Below are 21,082 nucleotides of genomic sequence, written 5' to 3'. Positions count from 1 at the left end.
TGAAAGGCGCAGGGAGAGAAATCTCTCCTACTGCGCCAATCACTGCTAAAATAATGGTTTTTAACCTAAAAGATAATCATACTTTTTGCAGATAGTCTCCATTACCATTCCAAGTGCCTCCGGAATTACGCTGTCTGCATCTCCTGCTTTCCAGTCGTAAATGTTTCCAAGATAGCGAACCTTGCAGGAAACGTCATCTTTATCCAGTACGGTGAAGCCCTGGTTCTTGCTGTTTTCCATATCTGCCTCACTGGCGAATAAGGTGAACTTATCTAAATATGGTGAGCTGTCATAAGGACAGAAGCTTGTACAGTTTCCGCACTCGTTACACATATAGTCCACATGAACGATCTGGTGCATATCAAGTCCTGGGATATCGAGAGCCAGGTTTGCACGGTTGGGGCATACCTCTGCACAGTTCTCACATACATTGGAACAGCCAAGACATCTTGCGCCTTCTACCTTGTAGTCTCTGGTTCCTTCCAGGATACCTCTCTTGTCGTAAACTTCGCTTAAATCCTTGATGGTATCGTCAAAGTCAACGGCTGCCTTCTTGCCTAAGATAGCTTCTGCTGCCATACGTGCATCTCTCATGGCCTCTACAACGGTTGCTGGTCCGTAAAGACCGTCACCGATTGCGAAAACGCCTGCTACGCTGGTTTCCAGAGTATCGTCGTTTGCCATAACTCTTCCGCGGCTGGTCAGCTCAATGCCGTTTGCCTGATAGAATTCTGCAGGAACCTGCTCGCCAACTGCTGCGATTACGGTATCAGCAGGAACTTCTACGATTTCCTCTGTCTCGATAATGCCTCTTCTTCCGCTGGAATCAGTATCGCCAAGCTTCATAACCTTGCAGATCAGTTTTCCGTCTTTTAATTCTACTGGGGAAAGCAGTTCCTTGAACTCTACGCCATCCTCTAATGCCATCTCTAATTCTTCTTCATCAGCAGGCATGTAGCGTTTTGTTCTGCGGTATACCAGGTAAGAATGCTCTACGCCTTCCGTCTTCTTTACGGCTCTTGCTGTATCCATAGCTGTATTTCCGCCGCCGATAACGACTACGTTCTTTCCAATGTTCAGCTTGCCGTCTGTTGCCTTAAACTGAGCCAGGAAGTCCAGAGCGTTGATGGCTTCTCCAGCTTTTAAGTTCAGTACGCCTGGCTTGGAAGCGCCTGCAGCAAGGATGATATAGTCAAATCCTTCCTTCTTAAGGTCTTCTAAGCTGGTTACTTCTGTGTTATATCTGACTTCTGCGCCATAAGCCAAGCAAAGAGCTGCATCTTTTTCAATGGCGTCATCAGGAATACGGAAACCAGGAATGACATGTTTTACCACGCCGCCAAGGCTGCCGGTCTTCTCAAAAACAGTTGCAGGCATTCCGTGTTTTGTCAGGAAATATGCTGCTGCAAGTCCAGCCGGGCCACCGCCTACGATAGCGGTCTTCTTGCCTTTAAGCTCGCCTGCTTCGATTTCCTTCATCAGACTGTCATATCCGCCTTCTGCACAAACCAGTTTCACGCCGCGGATGTTAACCGGGTCCTCATAGAAGTTGCGGTTACATACGCTCATACAGTTATGAGCACAGATGGTTCCGGTGATGAATGGAAGCGGATTCTTCTCTGCAATAACCTTGATGGCTTCTTCATATTTTCCTGCTCCGGAAAGCTGTAAATAAGTGGTAATATCCTGGTTGATAGGACATCCAACCTTACAAGGTGCCACGTAGCAGTCCACAAGGGGAACAGACTTGGCCATCTTTCTGTTAGGAGTAGGCTTAATGGATTTTACATGGTGAGGATCTGTAATAGCGTCTGATGCAAGCTTTGCTGTCTTCTCCGGATCAACGACAGTAAATTCCACATTGCCTGCTTCCAGCTTCTCTGTCATCTGTACCAGTCTCTGGTATCCGCCTGGCTTTAACAGGGTGGTTGCCACGGTAACAGGCCAGATTCCTGCATCTACGATAGCTTTGATGTTGTGGTAATCAGCACCGCCGGAGAAGGAAATTCTCAGCTTTCCGTCAAATTCCTCAGCGAGCTTTGCTGCCAGGGAGATGGAAAGAGGATACAAGGACTTTCCGGACATATACATCTCTTCGCTTGGAAGTTCTCCTGCCTTTACATCTACCGGGAAGGTGTTGGTGATCTTTACGCCAAATGCCAGATTCTTCTCTTCGCAAAGAGCGATCAGAGTCTTGAACATTGGGATTGCATCAGCATACTGTAAGTCATCGAGGAAATGGAAATCACCGAATGCCACATAGTCATATCCCATCTCATCCATGGTCTTTCTTGCAAATTCATATCCTAAAAGGGTTGGATTACATTTGATAAATGTATTCAGTCCTTTTACTTCGATCAAATAAGTAGCAATTCTCTGAATCTCCTGTGGCGGGCAGCCGTGAAGAGTGGACAGAGTTACGGAATTACAGATTTCGGAAGGAATTTTTTCAATATCTTCTTTTGTCACGTTCTTGAAGAGATCGATGTTATCCATCAGGTACTGCTTACATGCCTTAAAGATTTCTGTGTTCTTTGCATCCTTCATGGATTCAATGAAGTTATCGATCTTCGGGGACTTGATTCCCTCTAAGTCATAGCCTACGCTCATGTTGAACTGGAATCCGTCAGTATCTCCCAGACCGTATTCCTTTGCGAATACATAAAGCAGGAACCATGCCTTAATATACTCATCAAGAGCTTCCGGAACGTAGAGCTCTGTAGACCACTCGCAGTTATAGCATTCGTCATCAGCCTTGATACATGGCTTGCTCACAGGCAAGTCCTCTCCGTCTAAGATCTGAACGGTCTTAAGCTCAAAGAAGCGGCTTCCTGCAAAATAAGAAGCCAGTATGTTCTGTGCCAGCTGGGTATGAGGTCCTGCTGCCGGTCCTACCGGTGTCTCCAGTTTGCGTCCGAAGATGCTGCGGTTGTTCTTCGCATCTGCCTTATATGGTCTATAAACGCCAAAAACGTTTCCGCTTAATTCGTGCTCCTTTAATGTCCAGTTCACTAACTGTTCAAAAGGCATTGGTGTCATTCTGTCTCCCATTGTTTTCCTCCTTCTTGCCCGTATTCTCTGGGCATATGGGTACCCGCAAAAGGGTTACCTCCTGTATTAAGGCTGCCAGTGATTTTTCAGCCTGACAGCCTCAGTGAATATTCTATAAATGAATAGCTTCTTATTTTACCATATTCTATAGGGTTTTTGTCAAGTCCTATCTGGAGTTGATTCTTCTTGCCAGTTCTCCGGCAGCCTGTCTGCAGTCTGCCATTACCTTCTCTTCATCAATGGTGGTGAAGGCACGGTCTTTCATGAGAACCTTTCCGTTTCCGACTGTGGTCACTACGCTGCGTCCGTTCATGCCGAATACAATGTGTCCGTTGCAGTTGTCAGCGTTCATCGGTGTGAGAGGAATGTAATCGGTAACGATTACGTCTGCTGCTGCCCCCTCTTTCAATACGCCTAAAGGCTTCTTGAAGTAACGGCCTGCGATCTGAGCATTTCCTTCAAACAGCATCTTGGGAACCTCGCCCCAGGCTGCGTTAGGATCGCATAAGTGGTGTTTGTGAAGAACGTTTGCCACTTTATAGGATTCCAGCATGTCATGTGTGTATCCATCAGTTCCAAGGCCTGTTAAGATTCCTCTGTGAACCAGCTCCATGGTTGGAGGGCAGCCGCATGCATTGCCCATGTTGGATTCCGGATTGTGAACGACCATGGTGTTTGTTTCTTTAATTAATGCCATCTCGTGAGGGTTGATGTAGATGCAGTGTCCAAGAAGGGTCTTCTCTCCTAAAATGCCGCAGTCCATCAGACGGTTCACGATGGGTTTTCCGTAATGCTTTAAGCAGTGGTGAAGATCTTCGATTCCCTCTGCCACGTGAATGTGGTATCCCACACCTTCAGGCTTGTGAGCTGCTGCGAATTCCATAGTCTCATCAGAGATGGTGAACTGAGCGTGCATTCCCATCATACCTGCGATCATATCGCTGTCATCTGCAAGGGCATGCTTGATGAATGCTTCATTTTCCAGAACGCCTTCTCTTGCCTTGTCCATTCCGTCACGGTCAGAAACCTCATAACAAAGACATGAGCGTACGCCTGTCTCCTTGGAAGCCTCTTCAATCTTAAATAAGGAATCCGTAATGTGGCCGAAGCTGGCATGATGGTCAAATGTAGTTGTCACACCGTTTTTAATAGAATCGATATAAGTCGCCATAGCGCTTAATCTGGTATCTTCTAATGTAAGGTTTCTGTCAATGGTCCACCACAGTCCGTCTAAAATCTCCAGAAAACCGTGAGGATCGTATCCGTTGATGCTCAAACCTCTTGCAAAGGAACTGTAAATGTGCTCGTGGGCATTGATAAAGGCCGGCATGATAACTCCGCCTTTCGCATCAATAAACGACCCATCCGGATATGCTTTCTTCACTTCCTCCAGGGTTCCCACCTTGCAGATTGTTGTTCCCTCCATTGCCACTGCGCCATTTTCAAAAAATGGATTCTGAGGGTCTCTTGTGATCATTCTTCCATTACCGATAATCAGCATGTTTCCATCTCCTTTTTTTCGTTTTTTAAGATTATGAGGTAAAATTTGATTTTTCATTCAGTATACAAACCGCACATAAGCTTTTCCGATATGCCTGTACTTTATTCTGGCAATCTGCTCACACTTGATCAATGATTCTATACTTTTCTATACACATTACACCATAACTTTCTTTATAGGTACAGTGTATCATTTCATATAAAGAAATGCAAGCTAAAAATACAAAATAAATTAGTCTACCTAAAAAATTTTTAGAAACCCCTTGAAATTTAAAATTTTTATGTTATGATGGGAGTATAAGAAATTGAAATAAGGGGGATACGGATATGGATTCAAATCTTGAATTACTGACGCAGATCGCCCACGGAATTGCAGCCCATTTCGGCTACACCTGCGAGGTGGTTATCCATGACTTAAAAAAGAACGATTTAGAGCGTTCCGTGGTCTACATTGAAAACGGTCATGTGAGCAACCGCCAGTTGGGGGACGGCCCCTCTGAAATTGTTTTGGAAACACTTAAGAAGAAACCCGATGCCTTAAAAGACCGGCTTTCTTATCTGACCAGAACCGATGACGGAAGGATTCTAAAATCCAGTACCATGTATGTAAGAGGAAAGAATAACACCGTCGATTACATTTTAGCCGTGAATTATGATATCACGGGCCTGCTCACCGTAGACAATGCCTTAAAGCCGCTTCTCTCCACTTCCGAGACAAACGGCGAAACCAGAAAGCCCAGAAAGATCACCCACAGCGTCAACGACCTGCTGGATACCCTGATCGAAGAATCTGTGGCCCTGGTCGGAAAGCCGGTGGCTCTTATGAGCAAGGAGGACAAGATCACAGCCATTCAGTATTTGAACGATGCTGGAGCCTTCCTGATCACCAAATCCGGCGACAAAGTATCCAATTTTTTCGGCATATCCAAGTTCACCTTGTACAGCTATATGGATGCAAACAAAGAAAAGTGATCACTTCCTAATTAAATAGGAAATAAAAGAAAAAGGAGAATGAGTATCATGAAACCATTTGAATGGGTTGTAAACACCATGCCAAAGACTGAGGACAAGAACCTTACCGTTATGGCTCTGGAGGAAATCAAGAAAGCCAGAACCTTCCACGAAAGCTTCCCTCAGTACAGCAAGACTCCTCTTGCAAAGCTGGACCAGATGGCTGATTATCTTGGCCTTGGCCAGATTTTCTTGAAGGATGAATCCTACCGCTTCGGCTTAAATGCCTTTAAGGTACTGGGAGGTTCCTTCGCTATTGCAAAGTATATTGCGCAGCAGACAGGCAAAGATGTATCTGATCTTCCTTACAGCGTTCTCACTTCTGAGGCTTTAAGAGAAGAATTCGGACAGGCTACCTTCTTTACCGCTACTGACGGAAACCACGGCCGCGGCGTTGCATGGGCAGCTAATAAGTTAGGCCAGAAATCCGTTGTTTACATGCCAAAGGGTTCTACTCTCACCCGTTTCAACAACATCAAGGCTGAAGGCGCTACTGTTACCATCGAGGAAGTTAACTACGATGAGTGCGTTCGTATGGCTGCTGATGCCGCTTCTAAAACAAAGAACGGCGTTGTGGTACAGGATACAGCATGGGATGGCTACGAAGAGATTCCGGCATGGATCATGCAGGGTTACGGAACCATGGCTTTAGAAGCCAACGAGCAGCTTGAAGAGTACGGCTGTGACAGACCGACCCACGTATTCGTACAGGCCGGTGTAGGTTCTCTTGCAGGAGCTGTTCAGGGTTACTTTGCAAACCGCTATCCTGAGAATCCTCCTAAAGTTGTTGTTGTGGAAGCTGATGTGGCTGACTGCCTTTACAAGGGCGCTAAAGCTGGAGACGGCGCAATCCGCATCGTAGACGGCGATATGCAGACCATTATGGCCGGACTTGCCTGCGGCGAGCCTAACACCATTTCCTGGGATATCTTAAAGAATCACGTAGACACCTTTGTTTCCGCTCCTGACTGGGTAGCCGCACTCGGCATGAGAATGCTTGCAGCTCCTGTAAAAGGCGATGTATCCGTAACTTCCGGCGAATCAGGTGCCGCTCCTTTCGGAGTTTTAGCCTGCATCATGCTCTTTGATGAGTACAAGGAATTAAGAGAGCATTTAGGACTTAACAAAGATTCCAAGATCCTTCTCTTCTCTACCGAGGGAGACACTGATCCTGACCGTTACAAAGCAATTGTATGGGAAGGCAAAGAGCGCTAAGAGTAATTTACCTGATGAAAGCTGGTGTAAAACCGCTTGGATTCAGTAAATCAGACGTTCGATGAGCCAAAAGCGAGTCGAACTTCGTAAATAAATTATAAAAATGGAGGTCAACAAAAAATGGATTACAACAAAATCAAAGAAGCAGCACAGAATTATCAGGCAGACATGACCAAGTTCTTAAGAGAAATCGTAAAGTTCCCAGGCGAGAGCTGTGATGAGAAAGCTCATATCGACCGCATCGCAGAAGAAATGAGAAAGCTGGAGTTCAACAAAGTTGAAATCGACGGCATGGGCAACGTTTTAGGCTATATGGGAACCGGCAAAACTTTAATCGGTTTTGACGCTCACATCGACACTGTTGGTATCGGTAACAAGAACAACTGGACTTTCGATCCATACGAAGGCTACGAGAACGACACAGAAATCGGCGGCCGTGGCGTATCTGACCAGTGCGGCGGTATCGTATCTGCTGTTTACGGCGCTAAGATCATGAAGGACTTAGGTCTTTTAAATGACAAGTACACTGTATTAGTTACAGGTACTGTTCAGGAAGAAGACTGTGACGGCCTTTGCTGGCAGTACATCATCAACGAAGACAAGGTTCGTCCTGATTTCGTTGTATCCACAGAGCCTACTGACGGCGGAATCTACCGCGGACAGAGAGGACGTATGGAAATCCGTATCGACGTTAAGGGTATCTCCTGTCACGGTTCTGCTCCAGAGCGTGGTGACAACGCTATCTACAAGATGGCTGACATTCTTCAGGACGTTCGCTCTCTTAACGAGAATGACGCTGCTGATGACAAGGAAATCAAAGGCCTTGTAAAGATGCTTGATGAGAAGTACAACAAAGAGTGGAAAGAAGCTAACTTCTTAGGACGCGGTACTGTTACTGCTTCTGAAATCTTCTTCACCTCCCCAAGCCGCTGTGCAGTTGCTGACTCCTGTGCAGTATCCTTAGACCGTCGTATGACAGTTGGTGAGACATGGGAAAGCTGCTTAGAGGAAATCCGTAACCTGCCTAACGTAAAGAAATACGGCGATGACGTTACTGTTTCCATGTACGAGTATTCCCGTCCTTCCTATACAGGACTTACCTACCCAATCGAGTGCTACTTCCCAACCTGGGTTATTCCGGAGGATCACGACGTTACTAAGGCTCTTGAAGAAGCTTACAAGAACCTTTACGGCGATGCAAGAATCGGTGCTGACTTCACTCTTGCTAAGAGAACAGCTCGTCCTCTGACAGATAAGTGGACCTTCTCCACCAACGGCGTTTCCATCATGGGCCGTAACGGAATCCCATGTATCGGATTCGGACCTGGTGCAGAGGATCAGGCTCATGCTCCTAACGAAATCACATGGAAGCAGGATCTTGTAACATGTGCAGCTGTATACGCAGCACTTCCAAGCGCATACTGCAAATAATTCATTATTTCCCTACAATCATTTTTGCGGCTGCCTGCCATTCCTTCCCCAAATCAATGGCAGGCGCGGCATAAAGGATAGATACTATTAAACTCAAAGAAAATCAGGAGGCTAACAAAAAAATGAAAACCTTACAGGATTACATCGACAAGCTTAATTCCTTAAACTTCAAGGAAATGTACAACAACGACTTCTTCTTAACCTGGGAAAAGACAACAGACGAACTGGAAGCAGTTTGGACCGTTGCTGATGCTCTTCGTTTCATGAGAGAAAACAACATCTCCACAAAAGTATTCGAGAGCGGCCTTGGAATCTCTTTATTCCGTGACAACTCCACACGTACACGTTTCTCCTTCGCTTCCGCATGTAACTTACTTGGTCTGGAAGTTCAGGATTTAGACGAAGGCAAATCTCAGGTAGCTCACGGCGAGACTGTTCGTGAAACAGCTAACATGGTTTCTTTCATGGCAGACGTTATCGGTATCCGTGATGATATGTATATCGGCAAGGGAAATGCTTACATGCACGAGTTCATGGACGCAGTTACCCAGGGAAACAAGGACGGAATCTTAGAGCAGAGACCTTCTTTAGTTAACTTACAGTGCGATATCGACCATCCAACTCAGAGTATGTCTGACGCTCTTCACATCATCAACGAGTTCGGCGGCCTTGAGAACTTAAAGGGCAAGAAGATCGCTATGACATGGGCTTACTCTCCTTCCTACGGAAAGCCATTATCCGTTCCTCAGGGAATCATCGGCTTAATGACACGTATGGGTATGGAAGTTGTTCTGGCTCATCCAGAAGGCTACGAAGTAATGCCAGAAGTTGCTGAAGTTGCTAAGGCTAACGCTGAGAAATCCGGCGGTTCCTTCCGTATCTCCAACGATATGGCTGACGCTTTCAAAGATGCTGACATCGTATATCCAAAGAGCTGGGCTCCATTTGCAGCTATGGAAAAGAGAACCAACCTTTACGGCGAAGGTGATACAGCAGGTATCAAAGCTCTTGAGCAGGAATTACTGGCTCAGAACGCTAACCACAAAGACTGGTGCTGTACAGAAGAATTAATGGCAACAACAAAAGACGGCAAGGCTCTTTATATGCACTGCCTGCCAGCTGACATCAACGATGTAAGCTGCAAAGACGGTGAAGTTGTAGCTTCCGTATTCGATCGTTACCGCGATCCGTTATACAAAGAAGCTAGCTACAAGCCATATGTAATCGCTGCTATGATCTTCTTAAGCAAGTTTGCTAATCCTCAGGAGACTTTAAACAAACTGGCTGCTGAGAAAACACCAAGAATCTACGAGTAATTTCATATTGGGGTAATGCCCCATATTTATGAGCTCCGTGCGCACCTGCAACCGGCCAATGGATGCAGGTGCGCTTTTATTCTAAAAATTCCTATATATTCCAATAATAATCATATGATTGAGAGGAAAAAATCATGGCAAAGAAAAAAAGAATCGTTATCGCATTAGGCGGAAACGCTCTGGGAAACACTCTTCCTGAGCAGATGACAGCAGTAAAAATCACTTCAAAGGCAATCGTTGACCTCATCGAAGAAGGCTGCGAAGTAGTTGTTGTACACGGAAACGGACCTCAGGTTGGTATGATCAACAACGCTATGAGCGCTTTGACAAGAGAAGATCCGAAGCAGCCAAACACACCTCTCTCCGTTTGCGTAGCTATGAGCCAGGCTTATATCGGCTATGACTTACAGAACGCATTAAGAGAAGAACTGGTAAACAGAAACATCACCAACATCCCTGTAACCACCATGATCACACAGGTTCGTGTAGATGAAAATGATCCTGCATTCAACGCTCCTTCCAAGCCAATCGGCCACTTCATGACAGCCGAAGAAGCAAAGGTTGCTGAAGAAAAATACGGATATATCACAAAAGAAGACGCTGGACGCGGATACCGTCGTGTAGTAGCTTCTCCAAACCCTTCTGAAATCATCGAAATCGGCGCAATCCGTTCTCTCGTGGATTCAGGACAGCTTGTAATCGCCTGCGGCGGCGGCGGTATTCCTGTTACTCTTCAGGGAAATCACTTAAAGGGCGCAAGCGCAGTTATCGATAAGGATTTCGCAAGTGAGCTGTTAGCTGAAGAGCTTGATGCAGACTTCTTAATCATCCTCACAGCAGTTGAAAAAGTAGCAATCAACTTCGGCAAGCCGGAAGAGAAATGGCTGGATGACATCTCAACAGATGAAGCCCGTCAGTACATCGGAGAAGGACATTTTGCTCCAGGCTCCATGCTGCCAAAGGTTCAGGCTGCAGTAAAGTTTGCAGATTCCAAAGAAGGACGCAACGCTCTTATCACACTGCTTGAAAAAGCAAAAGAAGGAATCCTGGGAAAGACCGGAACTCATATTCATAAGTAAACCGTTAACCGCTCCCTAAGGAGGAATTTTTGTAATGAAACAAACAGATACACAACATGCTTCTATTTTTGAATTAGACGGTATTCCAAAGTTTTCACACGCACTTCCCCTGGCTATCCAGCATCTGGTTGCCATGATCGTAGGATGTGTTACCCCTCCTATCATTGTTGCAAACATTGTTGGCCTCAACCCGGCGGACAGGGTCATTTTGATCCAGGCTGCTCTGGTGGTATCCGCATTATCCACAGTGCTCCAGCTTTTCCCTATTGGAGCCAAAAACGGATTCCGCCTGGGCTCGGCCCTTCCTGTCATCATGGGCATCAGCTTCGCTTATGTGCCAAGTATGCAGGCTATTGCAGAAAGCTTCGGGGTAGCGGCAATTTTAGGAGCCCAGATAGTGGGCGGTATCGTTGCAGTGGTCGTAGGACTTGCTGTTACACAGATCCGCAGGTTTTTCCCGCCGCTCATTACTGGAACAGTTGTTTTTACCATAGGACTCTCTCTTTATCCCACTGCCATTAATTACATGGCTGGCGGTGTTTCCAGTCCCACCTACGGGTCCTGGCAGAACTGGGTCGTAGCCGTTATCACTTTAACCGTTGTTACCTCCTTAAATCACTTTGGAAAAGGCTTTTATAAGCTGGCTTCCATTCTGATCGGGATTATTGTGGGCTATATTGTTGCTCTGTTCTTCAACATGGTAGACTTTACAAACATAGGAACCGCAACTTACTTCCAAGTTCCCCAGCCTCTTCATTTCGGAGTGGTATTTGAACCATCCTCCTGCGTTGCCATCGGACTTTTATTCGCAATCAACTCAGTCCAGGCAATCGGAGATTTTACAGCTACAACCACAGGCTCTATTGACAGAGAGCCAACCGACCCGGAACTTCGGGGCGGTATTGTGGGCTACGGTATTTCTAACATTCTGAGCGCTTTTTTAGGCGGTCTTCCGACTGCAACCTACAGCCAGAACGTGGGTATCGTAACCACGACAAAAGTTGTGAACCGATGGGTTATGGGCCTGACAGCAGTGATCCTGCTGGCAGCGGGCCTGATTCCAAAGTTCTCAGCTCTTCTTACAACCATTCCCCAGTGCGTGCTGGGAGGCGCCACAGTGTCTGTATTTGCCTCCATCGCCATGACTGGTATGAAACTTGTAATGTCAGAAGAAATGACTTACCGCAATTCTTCAATTGTAGGACTGGCTGCTGCTCTGGGCATGGGTATTTCCGAAGCCGCTGCTGCTCTCCACGCCTTTCCTGACTGGGTCGTTACTATCTTCGGCCGTTCTCCGGTAGTTGTGGCTACGATTGTGGCTATTTTCCTCAACATCATACTTCCGTATGAAGGAAAGGAAAAAAAATAGGAAAAAGCTGAGGGCCTGCAAAGGCTTCTCAGCTTTTTCTTTTTATTTCGATGTCTCTTTAATCTAATTTTCCCAGTCTGCGGAGCATGGTCTTCTCTACCGCATTGATGATATTCTCATAGCCTGTGCACCGGCATAAGTGGCCGGACATCAGCTTTCTCAGTTCATCTCTGGTATACTCTATTCCGCTCTCTAAAATCTCCACCGCTGACATGATAAAGCCCGGTGTACAGAATCCGCACTGAACGGCTGCTTCGTCGATAAATGCCTGCTGGATATCGGAGAGCTCTCCGTTTGGTCCCATAAGGTTTTCCAGCGTCTTGATCTCTTTTCCGTCAGCCCAGATGGCTAAATAGATGCAGGAGTTGAAGCACTCATGATCGATGATCACGTTACAGGCTCCGCACTCTCCTACCTCACATCCTTTTTTGACGGAGGTCAGACGGTAATCATCCCGGAGCATATCAGTCAGGGAAGCCCGGACATCTACCATTGTCTCTGTATATTTTCCATTGATGGTACATTTGACTAATTTGTATTGTACTGACATCAGATCTCACCTCCTGAAAGTTTCACTGACTCTTTAAAGCAGCGGGTTGCCATTTCTACGGCAACGTGCTTACGGAAGTCCTTGGAAGCACGCCAGCTGTCTCTTGGGTTGATGTCTTCAAGAACCGCTTTTCCAAAGTCCTCTGCCAGCTTCGCTGAAACCTGCTGTCCCTTTGCCAGAGCTTCTGAGCTCCTGGTGCGCATGGGAATAGGTCCTGCCACTCCGTATGCGATTCTGACATCTTCCACTGTCTTTTTATCCTCTGACAGCTTCACATTGACCGAACAGCCGGTTGTAGCGATATCCATGGCATTTCTGTTGGCATACTTGATATAATGGCCTTTATAGCCCTCATAGCTCTTCTTAGGGATAATTACTGCTGTCTGGAGCTCCCCTTCCCTGATATCCACGGTTCCTGCTTTTATATAGAACTCGCTGATGGGAATGCGGCGTCTGCCTTCCGGTCCTGTCAGCTCAATCACTGCATCCCACGCGAATAATGTGGAAGCGGAATCCGCTGAGGTAACGCCGTTACAGGTATTTCCTCCGATTGTGGCAATATTTCTTATCTGTGGTCCGCCCACCATATCAACAGCTTCTCCGAGCACGTTGATGTATTTCTGGATGATGGGGTCCTTTGTGATATGGGAAAAACTGGTGAGGGAACCGATGCGGATGGATTCTTCTTCATCCAGCGTCACACCTCTCATCTCATCGATCATATAAATGCTGATCAATTCTTTTCCAGCACGTTTTCCTTCTCTCATCTGTATTAAAACATCGCTTCCGCCAGCTATGATCTGGGCTTCCGGATGCTCTAAACGAAGCTTTACCGCTTCTTCTACGGTATGCGCTTCATATAATGCTTTCATGTCATACATAAAGCCTTCCTCCTTCTATCAGATCAGTCCCTCTTCTTTGAACCGTTTGAATAATTCCTGGGATGTCATCGGTATTTTGTACATCTGAACGCCTGTTGCATTTAATATGGCGTTACGGATGGCTGGTGCCACTGGACAAGCCGGGGGCTCTCCCAGAGATTTTGTTCCATACGCACTGGTGGGTTCGCCATTTTCCACGAACTGAGCCTCTAAATGAGGATGATCCATGGTGGTGGACAGTTTATAATCCAGCAGGTTGTCATTTAAGGTCTTTCCTGACTTCTCATCGATGAGAAGCTGCTCAGAGAGGGCATAACCGATTCCCATGCTCATTCCGCCGTGAACCTGAGCCTGGGCAAGAGCCGGGTTGATTAAGGTTCCGCAGTCATGGACATTGATGATGTCGACCAGTTTCACTTTACACATGGGAATATCCACTTCTACCTCGGCAAAACAGCAGCCAAAGGAGTATGCGTTGGACTTGATCTGGTAGGTGCTCTCAGAGGTTAAGTGCTGGCTGTTGATCATGCTGTAAAGGGCTTCTGTAGCCAGTTCGCCTAAGGTCAAAAGCTCTCTTCCGTCGGTGGTCCGTATGATTTTTCCATCTTTGAGGTCTAAGTTGAACACTGGCATACGGGTCAGTTCATGAGCGTATTTTAACACTCTTTCTTTCAGTAAAAGGGCTGTCTGCTTGATAGCAAAGCCTCCTACATACGTCTGTCTGGAAGCATAGGAGCCTGTTCCAAACGGTGTGACATCGGTATCCTGGCAGGAAACCACATGAACCATTTCAAAAGGCACTCCCAGGGTATCCGCTGCCATCTGGGCAAATGCCGTATCAGCACCCTGGCCGATTTCTGTCTCTCCAAGCTGAACCTGTATGGAACCGTCCTGGTTCATTACCATACGGCAGGAGGAGCTTTCCAAGCTGATTGGCCATACCGCTGTGTTGTACCAGAACACTGCACATCCCACGCCTTTGCGGATGGGGCCGGTCTGGTTTGCGTATTCCTTTATCTTGCGGTCATAATCTATATAGGCCTTTCCTTTATCCATACACTGGTTAAAGGTGTCAAAGTAGTTTTCATTTTTGGAGAATCCATCCACGTATCCTACAGGCATCAGGTTCTTGCGGCGGAACTCTACGGGGTCCATACCGATTGCCAGGGCGATATCATCTGTCTGGCTCTCTACCGGGAACATGGCCTGAGGAATTCCATAACCACGCATGGCGCCTGCTACAGGCATATTGGTAAATACCGTATAAGCGTCACATTCCACGTTTTCACAAGGATAGAGCTGAGGGAATGCACCCATGCCCTTTGCTGCAATTCCATGGCCGTGGGAAGCGTAAGCTCCCTGGTTGGAATAACACTCCAGTTTACGGGCTGCAAAGGTTCCGTCAGGACGCACCCAGCTTATGATACGGCTGCGGATCGCGTGTCTTGTACGGTTGCTTACAAAGGTCTCTTCACGGGTGACATCAAGCTTTACAAGACGTCCTCCCACTGCGGTTGAAAGATATGCACAAAGGGGCTCATACAGGGCATCCTGCTTGTTTCCGAAGCCGCCTCCGATATATGGTTTAACGATACGGACACTTCCCCACGGAATTCCAAGAGCCTGACCTACCACACGTCTGACGATGTGAGGGATCTGGGTGGAAGACACCACGGTTATTTTTCCGTTGTCCATGCTGGCAAAACAAATATGGTTTTCAATGTGACAATGCTGAACAACTGGAGTATCATACCACTGCTCCACTTTGATCAGTCCCGGCTCTTTAATCGCTTCTTCCAGGTTTCCTTTTCTGATGCTGGAATGGCCAAGGATATTATTCGTGTATTTCTCATGAAGGAGAGGAGCTCCTTCTTTCATTGCTTCCTGAGGGTCAAGAACAAATGGATACTCTTCGTATTCCACTTTCAGCGCATGGATAGCCTGCTTGGCAGCCACTTCATTTTCTGCTACGACTGCAGCCACGTCATCGCCGTAAAAACGCACGCGGTCTGTCAAAAGAAGACGATCCGCCACGTCCTGATGTGATGGGTCTGTGGACCATGGATGGCCTGCTGTCGGAAAATAATATTTGGGCACATCAAAGCAGGTCACCACCTTAACCACTCCTGGTACTTTTTCAGCCTCTGAAGTATCAATTGATTTAACCACACCATTTGCTATGGTAGAATGGTAAATCTTACATACCAGGGCATTCTTCTCACAAAGGTCATCGGTGTATTTAGTTCTTCCCGTGACCTTGTCAAATGCGTCAACACGGGTAACACTTTTTCCGATTATCATATACATGCCTCCTAATTTTAATTCTGAATGTATAAACAGCTATTTGAAACCTTCTCTTTGAAAAGCCGGCAGGGACAAAACCTTTTTAAGCGCAAATGCTTATCAAAGTGATGCCCCATAGTTTCCCCACGACCGGCTGTTCTGATTCTCAAATCAGATTTTATTTTAAAATACCTTTACTCCTTCTGCGTATTTCCCCGTAATGTGCCTGTCATCAGACAGGTAGATAAAACGTTCCAGCCGTTCCCGCAGAGTCAGCGGCTGTGGATGACGAAGACTGCTGTCATCTAAAATCAAAGCATCAAATTCATAACCTTCTTCAAAGCTTCCCACTTTTCCAAAGAAAGAGCCGCCTCCGGCTGTTCCCATATAGAAGACTTCTTCCACGGTAAGTGGTTTTAAACTGTCGTCTTTGAGTCTCCATCTCAGTTTGGATGTCTGAATGGAATCTGCCATGGCACGGAATATGGATTCCCCGCTTCCTCCTGCCACGTCACTTCCCAGTCCGATATTCAATCCCTTTTCCAGGAATGTTCTGATTGGAGCTACACCCGAAGATAAATTCGTATTGGAATTAGGACAGTGGGCGATGTAAGTTCCTCTCGCTTTGATCAGGTCAATTTCTTCTTCTGTTAAATATACACAATGGGCCATAACTGTTTCTCCCGCTTCCCCAAGCAGGCCGAATTTGTCATAAGCGTCACTGTAGGACTGTGAATCCGGGCAAAGTTCCTTTACCCAGTGAATTTCCCCCTGGTTTTCTGACAAGTGGGACTGAACAGGAAGTTCACGCTCTTTTCTGAGCCTTCCTAAGCGCTCCATCAAGTCATCCGTACAGGAAGGAATGAACCTTGGCGTGAGAATCGGCTTTACATTTTTATACTTCGTACTCGTCTGCTCAAGCCACTGAATCGTATTCTGCTCCGCCTGCTGTGCATCCTGTTCCCGGAGATAGTCCGGAGAGTTCCGGTCCATATTGACCTTTCCGATCATGGACTTGATTCCGGTCTCCTCCATTAAATCCATCAAAAGCTCTGTAGCCTGATTGTGAATGGTGCCAAAGATACAGGCTCTCGTTGTACCGCTTTTTTTCATGGCTTCTGCAAAAATTTCATAAGCTTTTCTTGCATATTCCAAATCTTTGTACTTGGCTTCTTCCGGAAATGTATTGGTATTGAGCCAATCCAGAAGTTCCAGATCCATGCCCAGACCCCTGAAAGCAAATTGGGGAGCATGAATGTGCATATCTACCAGTCCGGGAATGATCATCATATCCCCGCAGTCCTTAACAGGATAGTCTTTGTACTGTTCAGGAATCTCTTCAAACACTCCTGCTGACCTTCCAGCCTGGCAAATCAAATAACCCTGTTCTACCGTCTTTAAGGTTTTGACATCCTTACTGTAGCAAATATTGCCCTTTAAAATAAAATTTCTGCCATCAGTCATAGAATTTCCTCCTTGTTATTGAACTAATGAGATGAAATACGGCAGCCAGATTGCAGAATTTTAAGCAATAAAAAAACCACCGATATCTCTATTTTTTCCGACGTATCCCATAAATATTACTTAATTATGAATACGCGGAAACTTATAGACAACTATTACGGTAGTTTGTAGAAACGCTCAACCAATTATGAGCATATATAAGTTTCTTAAATTTTAATTTTTTTGAATCACAGGCCTTGTGATTTTTTACATTTTAACCATATCATATTGCACAAGTATGTGTCAATACGATTTTCATCTTTGTATGTTTTACACAATTTTATCGCATTTTTCCCTGAAATTGGGGAAACCGTTTATTCGTTATTTATAGATTATTTCTATTAATATTTTCTCCTTAAATCTCATATACTCCAAGGCTGTCCCAACGGAGTTTTTTCTCCTTCATCCACTGGTCCACATCCCCTTCCCAGGTCACCGGCATTGACCAGGCCAGGCCGCAGCCTGCTGAAATCTGTCTCGGAACCGGAATTAAGCGGCCCGGAATTTCATCCTTTAGGCACTCCGCTTCCATGGCAATGGCTTCTGCAGTGGTGTGAAAAGAAATAACGATTTTCAATTCTTTTTTTCTCATGGCATTTCCTCACTCTCAGGGGGGCCTCTTTTTGCCCTTCGGGCAAATTCACCTTACCCCCAGGGGGTCCTCTCTTTGCCCTTCGGGCAAATTCACCTTACCGGTAAATGGGATCGATTTTTAAGGACCGGTATAAAGCTCCCGGACAAACCGGATAAACAGCCTGGCAGCCTTGCCTGGCTTGTGGTTCTTGCTCCATACCATATACAAATTTCTGTAAGTCTCTTCTGAGCCCAGGGAAAACCGCAGCAAAAGTCCCTGTCTGACAAAATCCTCTGCAGCCGCTCCGGAGAGAATGGAAATCCCCATATCCGCTCCCACTGACTTTTTAATGGCCTCCTGGTTGCTGATGGTCGCCACAGTTTCCAGACGGCTCAAATCCAGCCCCATTTCCCTTAAGCAGCGCTCCGTTTCTTTTCTGGTGCCGGAACCTTCTTCCCGGACGATCCAGCGTTCCTTGTAAAACTGCTCCAGGGGAAACCCGGTCTGTTCATATTTTTTGTACCGTTCAATATTAGGGGTAACCACCACCAGGCGGTCCGCATAAAAGGGCTCAAATACACAGGTGGGGTCTGTTCCTGCGGTTCCTGTAAAACCGATTTCCACTTCCCCTTCCTGGACCAGCCTGACCACTTCCATGCTGTCCGCTTCCTTAAGCTCCAGCTGGTTTCCCGGATAGGTTCTGGCAAAGAGTGAGAGAATCTGAGGCAGAATATACTGTCCCGGCACTGTGGAAGCTCCCACCACGATTTTCTGTACTCCGCTCACATCCTTTTGAGTGAAATCCCGGAGGATGTTTTTTTCCAATTGCAGCATCTTTTTGGCATTGCCATAGAGCAGCTCTCCCTCATGGGACAGCTCCACTTCTTTTGTGGTGCGGGCAAAGAGCCTTGCTCCCAGCTCCTTTTCCAAAGCGCTTATGTGGGCGCTGACCGTGGGCTGGGTCAGATAGAGCTTCCTGGCTGCCGCAGAAAAGCTTTTTGCCTCTGCCACGCATACAAATGCTTCCAGTTGTTTTAAATTCATAGGCTTAACTCCCTTACTGCACAAACGGCCTGATCGATTTCTGCTTCTGTATTATAATGGGACATGGAAAAACGGACTGCTCCCTGTTCTGCAGTTCCCAGAGCCTGATGCATGAGGGGCGCGCAGTGGGCTCCTGCCCTGGTGTATATCCCATACTCAGAAGCCAGCTCATCGGCCACTTCTCCTGAATCGTAATCCCTGATGTTAAGAGCCACTACCGGGGCGCGGAAAAAGAACTTTTCTTCTGAAAAATCCCCGTATATCCGGACTCCGGAAATCTCCTTCACGCCTTCATAAAACCGCTTCATCAGCATCAGTTCCCGGCTGCGGATGGTTTCAATTCCGGTTTTCTGCAAATACTCCAGAGCGGCATGAAGCCCGGCAATTCCGTGGCTGTTTAAGGTTCCCGCCTCCAAAGCCTCCGGCATCTCCTCCGGCTGGGTGGTGGAATAGCTGTGGACTCCTGTTCCTCCCACCAAAAGAGGTCGGATAGAAACTCCCTCTCTGACGCATATCCCTCCCGTTCCCTGAGGGCCTAGAAGGCTTTTATGGCCTGTAAAGCACAAGACATCAATTGCCATTCTTTCCATATCAATGTCAAATACACCTGCTGTCTGAGAGGCATCCACCACAAAGAAAAGCCCGTTTTGACGGCAGATTTTTCCCAGAGCCTCCAGATCGTTCATATTTCCGGTCAAGTTGGAGGCATGGGTGCAGACCAGCCCTCTGGTGTTTTTCCTGACTGCCTTTGACACATCCTCATACCGGATATTTCCGTCCTGGTTCGCAGGGAGAATGGTCAGCTCCACCCCTCTCGTTTCCATGAGGTACAAGGGGCGCAGCACGGAATTGTGCTCCATCATGGTGGTGATCACATGATCCCCCGGATTAAACAGCCCCTGAATGGCGATGTTTAAGCTCTCCGTGGAATTGGCGGTAAAAGCCACCCTGGTTGGGTCTCCTGCGTGAAACAGCCCTGCCAGCATTTTCCGGGTGTGAAAAATCATGCGGGAGGCATCTAAGGCCGCTCCATAAGCTCCCCTTCCGGAGTTTCCCATATGAATGATGGCATCGGCTACAGCCTTGCCCACCTCCTCCGGCTTCCGGTAAGAGGTGGCCGCATTGTCCAGATAAATCATGATCATTACCTCAGCTTTACCAGTTTTTCTTCGCGTTCCACGACCCGTCCGATGACGGCCCAGTCTGTTTCCATTGACGCAGCCTTAAAATCCTCTGCAATCCGCTTTGCATCCTCTGGGGAAACGCTGACTAAGAGTCCGCCTGAGGTCTGGGGATCGCAGAAAATGTCACGAAAATACTCTTCGGTTTCTCCATAGTCCACCTTGTTCTCTGTATAATATCTGTTCTTATAGGCTCCTTCCGGAATCAGTCCCATTTGGGCCAGGGAAAAGGCCTCTTTTTGAACCGGCAGATCCTTTGCAGATATCTCCAGAGTCACATTGCTGCCCTCCGCCATCTCGGCACCGTGGCCTGCCAGGCCAAAGCCTGTCACATCGGTGCAGCCGTGGACATCATAATGCTCGATGATCTGCTTTGCCTTCTTATTTAAAGTTGTCATGACCCGGACGACCTCTTCCTTTGCTTCTTCTGAAGCCATGTCCGCCTTGACTGCCGTGTTGATGATGCCGGTTCCAAGGGGTTTGGTCAGGATCAGCACGTCTCCCGGCTTTGCTCCGCTGTTTTTAAAGACCTTGTCCGGATGGACAAATCCTGTGACGCTGAGCCCGTACTTTGGTTCGTCATCCTGAATGGAGTGGCCTCCTGCCAGCACTGCGCCTGCCTCTAATACCTTGGAAGCGCCTCCCTGCAAGATCCTTCCCAGTATCTCCGGATTCACGCAGTTGGGCCATGCCACAATGTTTAAGGCAATCTTAGGCTCTCCTCCCATGGCATAGATGTCGCTTAAGGCATTGGCTGCTGCCACCTGGCCGAACACGTAAGGATCATCTACCACAGGAGTGAAAAAGTCCAGCGTCTGAATCAGGGCCACTTCATCATTTACCCGGTAAATGGCTCCGTCGTCTGAGGTTTCAATTCCCACCATAAGGGCCGGGTCCTGAAATTTAGGCAGGCTGTCTAAAATCCCGGCAAGGGTTCCCGGTCCGATCTTGGCTGCACAGCCTGCTGTCTTTGTCATTTGTGTAAGTCTTACTTCGCTATCTGGTATCATATCTGTCCCTCTTTTTTCTATTTATAGATATTTTCTATTACTATTTTAACACATTCTGGCCTTTTATCAAGGCTGGATTTTTAC

At 47.0% G+C, this 21,082-nt stretch carries 16 protein-coding genes and 1 riboswitch; of the genes, 6 read left to right on the top strand and 10 right to left on the bottom strand.

The window, feature by feature from the left end:
• Positions 1-60 precede the first annotated feature (60 nt).
• Together ygfK and ssnA are read right to left on the bottom strand one after the other, a co-directional pair.
• Positions 61-3,051, bottom strand: coding sequence for a putative selenate reductase subunit YgfK (gene ygfK / locus QM657_RS02460; RefSeq protein WP_415064933.1), 2,991 nt, complete (start codon positions 3,049-3,051; stop codon positions 61-63).
• Between the two features lie 166 nt (positions 3,052-3,217).
• Positions 3,218-4,552 (bottom strand): putative aminohydrolase SsnA, encoded by a 1,335-nt coding sequence (gene ssnA / locus QM657_RS02455; RefSeq protein ID WP_415064932.1) that lies wholly within the window; start codon positions 4,550-4,552, stop codon positions 3,218-3,220.
• 326 nt (positions 4,553-4,878) lie between these two features.
• Here ssnA and QM657_RS02450 point away from each other — a divergent pair, with 326 nt between their 5' ends.
• The 6 genes from QM657_RS02450 to QM657_RS02425 all read left to right on the top strand — a co-directional run bounded on the left by QM657_RS02450 (position 4,879) and on the right by QM657_RS02425 (position 11,972).
• The gene (locus QM657_RS02450; protein WP_415064931.1) at positions 4,879-5,523 is read left to right on the top strand and encodes a helix-turn-helix transcriptional regulator; all 645 of its coding nucleotides are present in this window, start codon (positions 4,879-4,881) and stop codon (positions 5,521-5,523) included.
• Positions 5,524-5,571: 48 nt separating this feature from the next.
• Positions 5,572-6,777 (top strand): diaminopropionate ammonia-lyase, encoded by a 1,206-nt coding sequence (dpaL, locus tag QM657_RS02445; RefSeq protein WP_415064930.1) that lies wholly within the window; start codon positions 5,572-5,574, stop codon positions 6,775-6,777.
• 120 nt (positions 6,778-6,897) lie between these two features.
• Positions 6,898-8,208, top strand: coding sequence for a YgeY family selenium metabolism-linked hydrolase (locus QM657_RS02440; protein ID WP_415064929.1), 1,311 nt, complete (start codon positions 6,898-6,900; stop codon positions 8,206-8,208).
• 122 nt (positions 8,209-8,330) lie between these two features.
• Positions 8,331-9,524, top strand: a complete 1,194-nt coding sequence (ygeW, locus tag QM657_RS02435; protein WP_415064928.1) for a knotted carbamoyltransferase YgeW — start codon at positions 8,331-8,333, stop codon at positions 9,522-9,524.
• Between the two features lie 131 nt (positions 9,525-9,655).
• A complete protein-coding gene (gene arcC, locus QM657_RS02430; RefSeq protein ID WP_415064974.1) occupies positions 9,656-10,603 on the top strand; it encodes a carbamate kinase in 948 nt (315 codons plus the stop codon).
• Between the two features lie 34 nt (positions 10,604-10,637).
• Positions 10,638-11,972 carry a uracil-xanthine permease family protein gene (locus QM657_RS02425; RefSeq protein WP_415064927.1) on the top strand — a complete coding sequence of 445 codons (1,335 nt, stop codon included), beginning with the start codon at positions 10,638-10,640 and terminating at the stop codon, positions 11,970-11,972.
• 58 nt (positions 11,973-12,030) lie between these two features.
• Here QM657_RS02425 and xdhC read toward each other — a convergent pair whose 3' ends face one another.
• The 8 genes from xdhC to selD form a co-directional block, all read right to left on the bottom strand.
• Positions 12,031-12,522 (bottom strand): xanthine dehydrogenase subunit XdhC, encoded by a 492-nt coding sequence (xdhC, locus tag QM657_RS02420; protein WP_415064926.1) that lies wholly within the window; start codon positions 12,520-12,522, stop codon positions 12,031-12,033.
• Complete coding sequence (xdhB, locus tag QM657_RS02415) at positions 12,522-13,403, bottom strand: xanthine dehydrogenase subunit XdhB (RefSeq protein WP_415064925.1); 882 nt, start codon at positions 13,401-13,403, stop codon at positions 12,522-12,524. The genes xdhC and xdhB overlap by 1 nt, the downstream gene beginning before the upstream one ends.
• 18 nt (positions 13,404-13,421) lie before the next feature.
• On the bottom strand, positions 13,422-15,704 hold the full coding sequence (gene xdhA / locus QM657_RS02410; RefSeq protein ID WP_415064924.1) for a xanthine dehydrogenase subunit XdhA: 2,283 nt from the start codon (positions 15,702-15,704) through the stop codon (positions 13,422-13,424).
• A 165-nt stretch (positions 15,705-15,869) separates the two neighbouring features.
• Entirely contained in the window at positions 15,870-17,150 is a 1,281-nt protein-coding gene (gene guaD / locus QM657_RS02405) for a guanine deaminase (RefSeq protein ID WP_415064923.1), read from the bottom strand.
• 125 nt (positions 17,151-17,275) lie between these two features.
• Positions 17,276-17,371, bottom strand: a riboswitch (purine riboswitch).
• A 173-nt stretch (positions 17,372-17,544) separates the two neighbouring features.
• Positions 17,545-17,781: a DUF3343 domain-containing protein gene (locus QM657_RS02400; protein ID WP_415064922.1), complete on the bottom strand. Its 237-nt coding sequence runs from the start codon at positions 17,779-17,781 to the stop codon at positions 17,545-17,547.
• A gap of 120 nt (positions 17,782-17,901) precedes the next feature.
• Positions 17,902-18,807, bottom strand: a complete 906-nt coding sequence (locus QM657_RS02395; RefSeq protein ID WP_415064921.1) for a selenium metabolism-associated LysR family transcriptional regulator — start codon at positions 18,805-18,807, stop codon at positions 17,902-17,904.
• Positions 18,804-19,946, bottom strand: a complete 1,143-nt coding sequence (locus tag QM657_RS02390; protein WP_415064920.1) for an aminotransferase class V-fold PLP-dependent enzyme — start codon at positions 19,944-19,946, stop codon at positions 18,804-18,806. The genes QM657_RS02395 and QM657_RS02390 overlap by 4 nt, the downstream gene beginning before the upstream one ends.
• A 5-nt stretch (positions 19,947-19,951) precedes the next feature.
• Positions 19,952-20,998, bottom strand: a complete 1,047-nt coding sequence (gene selD, locus QM657_RS02385) for a selenide, water dikinase SelD (protein ID WP_415064919.1) — start codon at positions 20,996-20,998, stop codon at positions 19,952-19,954.
• Positions 20,999-21,082: the final 84 nt, after the last annotated feature.

This window comes from Lacrimispora sp. (assembly GCF_047605665.1).
In the GTDB taxonomy this organism is placed as follows: domain Bacteria; phylum Bacillota; class Clostridia; order Lachnospirales; family Lachnospiraceae; genus Lacrimispora.
Note: the sequence above shows the minus strand (reverse complement) of the source record. Positions and strands in the feature narration are given on the sequence as shown.

What these genes read in the sequence shown, in the direction of transcription:
- QM657_RS02390 (WP_415064920.1), bottom strand. Translation starts at nt 19,946, where the DNA reads ATGATTTATCTGGACAATGCGGCCACCTCTTACCGGAAGCCGGAGGAG.
- QM657_RS02450 (WP_415064931.1), top strand. Translation starts at nt 4,879, where the DNA reads ATGGATTCAAATCTTGAATTACTGACGCAGATCGCCCACGGAATTGCA.
- guaD (WP_415064923.1), bottom strand. Translation starts at nt 17,150, where the DNA reads ATGACTGATGGCAGAAATTTTATTTTAAAGGGCAATATTTGCTACAGT.
- ssnA (WP_415064932.1), bottom strand. Translation starts at nt 4,552, where the DNA reads ATGCTGATTATCGGTAATGGAAGAATGATCACAAGAGACCCTCAGAAT.
- selD (WP_415064919.1), bottom strand. Translation starts at nt 20,998, where the DNA reads ATGATACCAGATAGCGAAGTAAGACTTACACAAATGACAAAGACAGCA.
- QM657_RS02400 (WP_415064922.1), bottom strand. Translation starts at nt 17,781, where the DNA reads ATGAGAAAAAAAGAATTGAAAATCGTTATTTCTTTTCACACCACTGCA.
- xdhA (WP_415064924.1), bottom strand. Translation starts at nt 15,704, where the DNA reads ATGATAATCGGAAAAAGTGTTACCCGTGTTGACGCATTTGACAAGGTC.
- xdhC (WP_415064926.1), bottom strand. Translation starts at nt 12,522, where the DNA reads ATGTCAGTACAATACAAATTAGTCAAATGTACCATCAATGGAAAATAT.
- QM657_RS02440 (WP_415064929.1), top strand. Translation starts at nt 6,898, where the DNA reads ATGGATTACAACAAAATCAAAGAAGCAGCACAGAATTATCAGGCAGAC.
- QM657_RS02395 (WP_415064921.1), bottom strand. Translation starts at nt 18,807, where the DNA reads ATGAATTTAAAACAACTGGAAGCATTTGTATGCGTGGCAGAGGCAAAA.
- xdhB (WP_415064925.1), bottom strand. Translation starts at nt 13,403, where the DNA reads ATGTATGACATGAAAGCATTATATGAAGCGCATACCGTAGAAGAAGCG.
- ygfK (WP_415064933.1), bottom strand. Translation starts at nt 3,051, where the DNA reads ATGGGAGACAGAATGACACCAATGCCTTTTGAACAGTTAGTGAACTGG.
- ygeW (WP_415064928.1), top strand. Translation starts at nt 8,331, where the DNA reads ATGAAAACCTTACAGGATTACATCGACAAGCTTAATTCCTTAAACTTC.
- dpaL (WP_415064930.1), top strand. Translation starts at nt 5,572, where the DNA reads ATGAAACCATTTGAATGGGTTGTAAACACCATGCCAAAGACTGAGGAC.
- QM657_RS02425 (WP_415064927.1), top strand. Translation starts at nt 10,638, where the DNA reads ATGAAACAAACAGATACACAACATGCTTCTATTTTTGAATTAGACGGT.